The organism is Siphonobacter sp. (genome assembly GCF_048595215.1).
Taxonomy (GTDB): domain Bacteria; phylum Bacteroidota; class Bacteroidia; order Cytophagales; family Spirosomataceae; genus Siphonobacter.
Window position 1 is genome coordinate 1 of sequence record NZ_JBMDWJ010000028.1, and the last position, 6246, is coordinate 6246.

Here is a 6246-nt window from a genome sequence, read left to right on the forward strand (position 1 = left end):
ATTGCGTGTAGTAGGAATACCGTTCAGGTCTAGACCTTGAATGTTACCGGCTCCTTGCGTATTGATTTCAGGATCGCTGGGGAAACCAGGAGCGTACATCCACAGGTTCCGGCCACTCACGCCAATGCTGATGTTGCCAAAAGGCGTACGACTTAGCAGCGAGCTGGGAAGGGAGTAGTTCAGAGCAACTTCCCGAAGACGATACGCCGTTGCGTCAAATACGGCTCCTTCGGAAGCTAAGCCACCCAGGCCCTGCCAGTAACTTTGAGCGGAGATCTGAATGTTATTCGGACGCGTGGTACCATCGGCATTGCGAATAACGCCGGGTAAAATGCGAGGCTGGTTACGATCAACACCGGTAATTTCAGTCTGTCCGGCACTACGCATATCTACCTGAGAGAAGGAATAGATTTGTCCACCTTTGTTGACATCCACCAGTGCGGACAACGTAAAACCTTTGTAAGAGAAGTTGTTCGTTAAACCAGCTACCCAGTCTTTCTGCGGATTCGAGATTACTTGTCCGGCAATACCTGGCATAAATAAGCCCGTATTGGGGTTGATCAGTAATTCACCACTTTCGGTACGGGCATTAGCCGTTCCGATGATTACGCCATACGGATAACCGACGGCAATCGAAGGAGCAATACCGGAGAAACTGTTACCCGTAATGTTGGAGTTGTTAACACCTTCCGAGATCGCAATCACTTTGTTACGAATACGCGTGAAGTTCAACAGAACATCCCACTTGAAGGAAGAGGTACGAATGGGCGTAGCCGAAAGCTGTAATTCAATCCCTTTGTTCTGCATTTCGCCGATGTTCGTCGTGCGAGTATCGTAACCGCTGGAATTTGAGATCGCTACGTTAAAGATCTGGCTGGTACTTTTGGTATTAAAGTACGTAAAGTCAACACCCAGACGATTATTGAAGAAGCCTACGTTCAGACCTACTTCAAACGAGTTCACAAACTCAGGTTTTAAGTTCGAAGAACCAATCCGACCATCGGGTTGAAAACCGGGGAGGCTAGTACCGCCCACATTCAGAGGGAAGGTTATATCCGCTACGTTGTTACCGAAAGTTGCCGAAGTAAAGAAGGACTGTAAGCGATACGGATCAGCATCACGACCTACCCGGGCAATGTTTCCTCGCACCTTCAAGTAAGAAACCGCATCCGTTTTCACGTTAAAGGCTTCAAGCGGTACAAAACTTAAGGCAGCCGAAGGATAGAAATAGGCATTTTGATTCTTCGGTAAGGTGGAAGACTGATCTACCCGGCCGGATAACTCCAGGAACAGATACGATTTGTAATCCAACGAAAGCTGGCCGTAATGACCAACGAGGCGACGTCTGTTGGTAGACGCGTAGGAACTGGTGAATACCGAACCTACACCCACGTTATCGAAACCAGGAATCGCCAAGGATTGCGAAACAACGCCTGATTCTCTATACGACCGTTGGTTCAGGTTTTGTCCCAACAACAGATTCGCGTTCAGGCCTTGTACAAACAGGTCATTTTTCTTGGCGGTGATCAACAGGTCACCGTTCAGCTCCGACCGGAAACGCAGATCTTCATCGATCTGGCCCTGGGGGGCACGGGCCGCTCCTACGCGTTGAACCTGCTTTCTGTTGTCCGTATACGTATCCGCAGTAACCCGATAGCTAACGTTTAACCAATTGGTGATGTCGTATCCGACGGAAAGGTTACCAAAAACACGGTCAACGTTGCTGTTAAAGAAGGTATTCTGGATGCTCCACAAGGGGTGATTCTGACCATTCACGAAGTAAAAATCTTCACCCGTGAGTGGATCCAGATACGGGGTGTTTACCAGATCGTAACTTCTGGGAATACGCGTAATCTGTCCAAAAGCACTACCGCCATTACCCATCAGCGTATTTTTCTGAGCCGACTTTACATACGTGATGGTGCCGCCCAGTTTAATACCGTTTTTCAGCTTGCTGTTTCCACCCACTTGTACGCTATGACGATCAAAATCACTCTCCCGAATAACCCCATTCTGAATGGTACTGGAAATCGTAGCCGCGAAGTTGTTGTTCTGATCGCCACCCGCAATATTCAGGGCGTTCTGGAACATGGTTCCCGTTTTGTAGAAATCCCGGATGTTGTTCGGATAAGCCCGGTAGGGAACCGATTCTCCGCGGAAGTTCTGTACCGTTTCGAAACCAGGCGTACCAAACGCAGGTCCCCAGGAATTCGTACTGTTGTTTACGTAGTTGTTCTGCGTACCCTGTCCGTACTGGTTCTGAAGCTTAGGCAGATACGCAACATTTTGCCAGTTTACCGAAGAGTTAAACGTAACCTCGGTTTTACCATTTAAGCCTTTTCCGCTCTTGGTCGTGATGACAATTACCCCGGCGGAAGCTCTGGAACCATACAATACCGAAGCGGCAGGGCCTTTCAGTACGTTGATGGACTCGATACTTTCAGGGCTAATGTCGGCGAGACGGCTAGAAGGCTGCGAGCCAAAAAGCGTATTTTGGGAGTTGTCTACGTCATTGTTGAAGATGATACCATCTACAACGACGAGCGGCTGGTTACTACCATTGAAGGAAGTAATCCCGCGGATGTTGATGTTCGTAGAAGAACCCGGAGCACCAGAAGAACTCGTAATATTGACCCCGGCTACTTTACCTTGCAGCGTGTTCAAAACGTTGGGTTCCGAGCGTTGGGCTAACGCCGAACCATTTACATTTTGAGTAGCATATCCCAACGAACGCGTATCTCTTTCGATACCCTGAGCGGTGACTACCACTTCGTTCAGCGATTCAACACTCGATTGAAGAATGACATCAATCGTCGTTCGGCCATTGATTTCCTCTTCTTTACGACCGAAGCCGACCGCACTGAATACCAGTGTCGTACCATTCGCAGGTAGGGTTAACCGGTAGGTACCTTTCGCGTCTGTATTGGTTCCGGTGTTACTGCCTTTAACAACAACAGTAACCCCAGGAATGGGTGCTCCATCTTCGGAAGCCGTAACGGTACCCGTTACGATGCGATCCTGTGCCTGGGCGATCCACCCGAATAGCATCAGAAAAGTGAAGAATAAAAGTTTCTTCATGGTTGTGGATGAATTGGTTAAGAAATAAACAAAAAGAAAAACAAGAGAAGCAGAACCTTATTTATCTGAGAATCCAGCGAATGCTAGCAGATAAATGAGTGTAATGAAAGCAAAATCTTTCTCGAAGATGAAAACGTGTAGTAGTTAGGCATAGCTTGAATAATGATGAAGTGAGAAATGACTAAGTACTTAGGTTATTGATTTTAAATGTGAGTTTTTATACTTAAAAATCAACCTTCACGAAGAGGTCGTTTAAAAAGGGGCTACAAAATTAGCTGTTTGCTATATATATCCGAATAAAATTCTGTAAAATATTATTTGTGTAGTTATACTTCAGAGAAGAAATCTAATGCTGGAATTTTCAAAAATGCTAAAAAATACCCCCTAAACGCAGAATTTTTGATAAACTGATTACTAGATCACCTTAAAACATACCATATTTTAAAATTTTTAAAGAAATTAAATTTTGGTACTACTGAAGTTGTCCAATGTTTCTTGACTTCAAAAATGCGTGAAAAAGCAAAATTTGCTCCTCCAATATGGGTTGAGTATTTAGTACTATTATTCGACAATGTTCTTGATCTTACATTTCGGCAGAAAGTATAGAATTCACGGAAAAAAGAAGAAGAGACTAACAAGAAAAAAGGCGGCCTGTTCCGAAGAACAAGCCGCCTTACTAAAAGCGAATAAGAAGAAAATTAGTTATCCTTCGCCAGCGGGTTCAGGGCTAATTCTGAAGATGAAATGGGCCAGATGTATCCGTTTTCGGACGAACTTTTCGCGGGCACTGTACCCTTGGCCGGAATGGTTTGTAACAACCGCATCAGATCATTGTTGCGTAAGCCTTCACCCAGAAACTCAATTCTTCTTTCGAGCAGAATGGCATCGATAAGCTCCGTAGCTGAGGCAAAACTTGCCGTTGTAAATGTAGTCGTTGCATCCGAACGGTTGCGAACGGCATTAAGCAGAGCGACCGCCTGCGGATCTACGCTGTTCGTCGTACGCGTGCGGGCCTCGGCTAGGTTCAGCAGTACTTCGGCGTAACGAATGACCGGTACATAATCCGTATACGGGCTGGGGGCTTTGTACTTTGTCAGCCAGCGTTTTCCATTGCTGGTGGTAGCAACAAAGGAACGTCTGGTGTCACTCGCTTTCCAGTTCGTATTCGCAATAATGCCATTCGGATTAAGCGAATACTCCTGGTTCCCTACCCCACCGTTTGCTGCCGTAGGTGAAAAATAGTACCCCAATTGGTTTTGCGTTCCTGGGTTATCTCCTCCCGTAACCGTCATGGGTAGGGAGAAGATGGATTCCGTTGTCGTATAGTTCGTGAATACCGTCGTAATGTTCGACTGTAAGGCATGAGCTACACCCGTTGGAGATGTAAACGGAGCGGCGGAGGTCACAATCTTATTCGCTTCCGTAACCACTTTCGCGTAATCCTGCATGCTTAGATACACCCGGGTTTTCAACGCAATCGCCGTGTTTTTGTGAGCACGGGTTGTATTAGTAGCCGCAGGAGAATACGAAGCAGGCAGGTTGGCCTCAGCTTCGTTCAAATCAGCTAACACTTGCGTATATACTTCGGCTACCGAACTTCTGGCCAGAGCGGACGATCCGGAGGTCGAGATCCCCGTTAAGCGTAAAGGCAAGCCGGGATTGTTCCCTTTATTATCGGCATAAGGACGAGCATAGAACTGCAAAAGGCTGTAGTAACTCAAGGCCCGAATCAACTTGGCTTCGGCTAAGTACTGAGCAGCCGTTTCGGCTCCAACCAGAGCACTTCCGCCCGCATTCATACCATCAATAAACAGGTTACACCGGTTAATCGTCAGGTACGCGTAGGACCAGAGGTTCGTAATGGCCGTCGTACTGTTGGTCGCGTTGAGAGCCCATACGTCAGAGCCCGTAATCAGGTTAGACGTTTCGTTGATAAAGTCTTCCCCCCGAATGTCTCCGTAAATAACGTATCGGCCGCCGTAGAAGTTACCTGCCTTCAGGGCTGCGTACAGGGAGAGCAACTGCGTATTAACCCGGCTGGGCGTACTCAACGATTCGTCAATAGCTACCGACGTTTCGGGTGTAGGGGAAAGATAATCTCTATTGCAGGCACCTAATCCGGTCAGGCAAAGAATAGAAGCGTATATGAAGTGCTTTTTCATGAAAGTCTCGTCTGTTGATAATTAAAAACCAGCTTTAAGTCCAATCGTGATGGTACGGGCATTACCCACGGTGTTCCGGTCAACGCCCTGACCCGTAGTGCTGTTACCATTCGAAGATACTTCCGGATCAGGACCGGGATACTTCGTCCAGATGGCCAGGTTTTGTCCGCTGGCGTATACCCGCAGGCTGTTCATTTTTAGTTTCGTAGCCAGTGAAGAAGGCAGCGTATAACCTAAGGTCAGGTTACGTAGTTTCAGGAAGTCACCTTTGAATACGTTGATGTCCATGGGCATTGCTGAACCGTTGGATACGTTGTCACCGTAGACCGGACGGGCGTATTTTTTACCCGCATCTCCTTCCTGCATCCAGGCATCGGTCAGAACGTCTGAGTGGTTATTCCACCAACGCTGATCGTGCAGACCCGCATTCGTACCGTAGTACACGTTGAAGCCTAACTGATACGTCAGCATGACACCCAAATCGAAGTTTTTGTACTTGAAGTTGTTATCCCAGCCACCGTACTGCTTCGGCACTACGTTCGCGTACATCACCCCGTCAGCCGCCTGCGTAATCGACGTTCCACCGGTTGGGCTTACGTAACGGGTGAGTCCATCGGGAGTAGTCGAATAATTGAACTGGCCCGAAGGAGCGTAGTACTGATAGTAAACTTTGTCTCCCTGCGAGTTCAGGAAAATACGCTTACCCGTAGACGGATCTACGCCAGCCGTACGTACTACCCACAAGTAGCCCAGTGAATAACCGGGAGCCGTTTGGTTGACCGTTTCAGAGCCACTCGTTCCGGTTTGCAATACATTGATTCCCGGAGCTAAGGCTGATACTTCGTTTTTATTGAACGTGATATTAAAGCTAGAATTCCACTGGAAGTCCGCCGTATTGATGATACGGGCGTTCAGGGCTACTTCCAGACCTTTGTTGTACATGGCACCCACGTTCAACGGAGGACCTACGTTGGGTCCAATGTTTGAACTGGTCGGCAAACCCGTT

The 6246-nt window shown here is 47.5% G+C and carries 2 protein-coding genes and 1 pseudogene; all 3 read right to left on the bottom strand.

The window, feature by feature from the left end; genetic code table 11:
- A partial coding sequence (locus ACOJTG_RS01630; protein WP_420152211.1) for a SusC/RagA family TonB-linked outer membrane protein occupies positions 1-3078 on the bottom strand: 3078 nt, incomplete at its 3' end.
- Between the two features lie 698 nt (positions 3079-3776).
- On the bottom strand, positions 3777-5240 hold the full coding sequence (locus ACOJTG_RS01635; protein ID WP_420152212.1) for a RagB/SusD family nutrient uptake outer membrane protein: 1464 nt from the start codon (positions 5238-5240) through the stop codon (positions 3777-3779).
- Between the two features lie 21 nt (positions 5241-5261).
- Positions 5262-6246 (bottom strand): annotated as a pseudogene (locus ACOJTG_RS01640) (SusC/RagA family TonB-linked outer membrane protein); the annotation flags it as partial.